Source organism: Nocardia amamiensis NBRC 102102 (genome assembly GCF_001612745.1).
Classification (GTDB): domain Bacteria; phylum Actinomycetota; class Actinomycetes; order Mycobacteriales; family Mycobacteriaceae; genus Nocardia; species Nocardia amamiensis.
In genome coordinates, this window is sequence record NZ_BDBA01000406.1 from 1 (window position 1) to 1,823 (window position 1,823).

Genomic DNA, 1,823 nt, shown 5'->3' on the forward strand with positions numbered 1-1,823 from the left:
CTAAGCCTCAATCCACGTATGTCCCGAACGTTGAAGGGAGTGTGGTAGGCGAACTTCTGGAGACGGTGCTGTGCGGAAGACGAAGGATTGTTGGCCCTTCGGAGCCGCCCTGCGGAGGGCTCCAAGCCGCCCACTGCTGCGTTAGTAGAAGACTGTCGCGGTGAGCGATGTGGGAAAAGGCCCGGTTCACGGGTCAGGCGGGGATCAGGAAGACGAGCGTTGTAGCCGTTGAGGTTTCGAAACAGGTTGGCTGGCAGCGAAACCGGGGCAGGTGGATAGTCCCGGGGACGAGCCTGGAAGGTGCGCGTTTACCGGCGAGGTGGTACCCGGCATTGAGACGACGCGGGCCTGATCTGCGGCTTTCGCATGGAACGTGAGGTTGCAGTGGCCGAGATCGGCAGCTCCTTGCGTTGAATGGACTCACTCAAGTTGTCGCCAGCCTGTCGCCACCTGAACGTGCGTGCCGTGCTCGGTGATCTCGGACCAATCGGCCAGGTCACCGAGGGGGAGTCGGGATGAGGTGCGTCGGGTGACGGTGGTGTACCAGTCGCCCTCCGCGCGGCCGTACTTGTCGATATTGAGCGCGGCCAGGTAGTTCGAGCCGATTGTGAAGCGCACGACGGCAAGGTGTTCGCGGACTCGTGCGTCGCCGTGCTTTCGGACCGGAGCCCAGTCGGTCGCGATGTCGAACGTGCGGACTCGGGATGCCAGGTCCGGCCATTCCATCACCTCATCGATCGGACCGCCCATCGATGAGGTCGTCTCCCAGTGACCTCCGCGGCGGACCGCGATGTAGGTGTAGTGCCCGCCTTTCGTGAAACGGACGACCGAACCGTCCGGGGGTTCGAGCGGAATCGGTCTCGGCGGGGGCGGTGGTGTGGGCGGTAGCGGTGCGAGGTTGGCGAGCATGGCTGTCAGGTCGTAAGCATGGGGATCGCGCAACGCGGGGAGTAGGCGGGGAATGGTGACCGGCGGTCCGTCCAGGACGTCCGGGCTCGCTTCGTTCGCCTTGATTGCGTCGATTCGCACCTTGGCCGCGACCGCCGATCCGGTGATCTCGCCCCAGCACGCGGTGACCAGCCCCCGCGACTCCAGATGCCGGATCATCGGCAGGAAGCGCTGGCTCATCTGCGGAGTCAACTGCCCTATCCGCTCCCCGTCGATGCGTACTTCGACATGCGGTTTGGCTCGGCTGCCCTGCGCGGAATTCTCGTGCAAGGTGATGAAGAGCAGGCCGATTCCGCCCTCGGGTACGAATTTCAACAGCGCGTCGAAGTGTTCGTGCTCCTTTGTCACCTGGACGATTCCCGAGCGCGGCAGCAAGGTGTACGCGACATTCGGCGGATCGTTCACAGGGATCGCCAGGTCGGGGTCTTCGATTCCGATCAGCACATTCGCATAGAGTTCCAGCCCACCTTCCCAGTCGTCGTACTCGCGGACCCAGATCTTGCTCGACGTCGTGGGAAGGAACCCCGATGCGATGATGCGGTTCAGGACCGCCGCCCAGTTCCGTGCGTCGTCGGCCTGAAGGTATCCGATGGTCCGGCCGCCGGTCCGAACTGACACCGCCCACGACCCTCGGGGGCTGTCCGGTTCGGGGATCAGCTGAACCTCAGGGGAAAGGCGACCGTTGTGGTCGGGAATCTCGGGCGGATACAGGCTGCGGAGCGCCGGCAGGAACTCCTTTTCGATCGTCAACTCGTAGCTCTGCCAGCTCCGGTTCTGTCCCCACAGTCGATAAGCCGAGCGGGCAAGGTGCTCGACACGGGGCCGTGGCGCTTCCTTCGGTACAGCTTCCGAGTCGGCAGTGGGTGAGCGGTACC

1 pseudogene is annotated in these 1,823 nt (G+C 64.0%); it reads right to left on the minus strand.

The features are described 5' to 3' along the window. Positions 1-420 precede the first annotated feature (420 nt). Positions 421-1,823: pseudogene (locus tag NA4_RS38065) on the minus strand (DNA helicase); the annotation flags it as partial.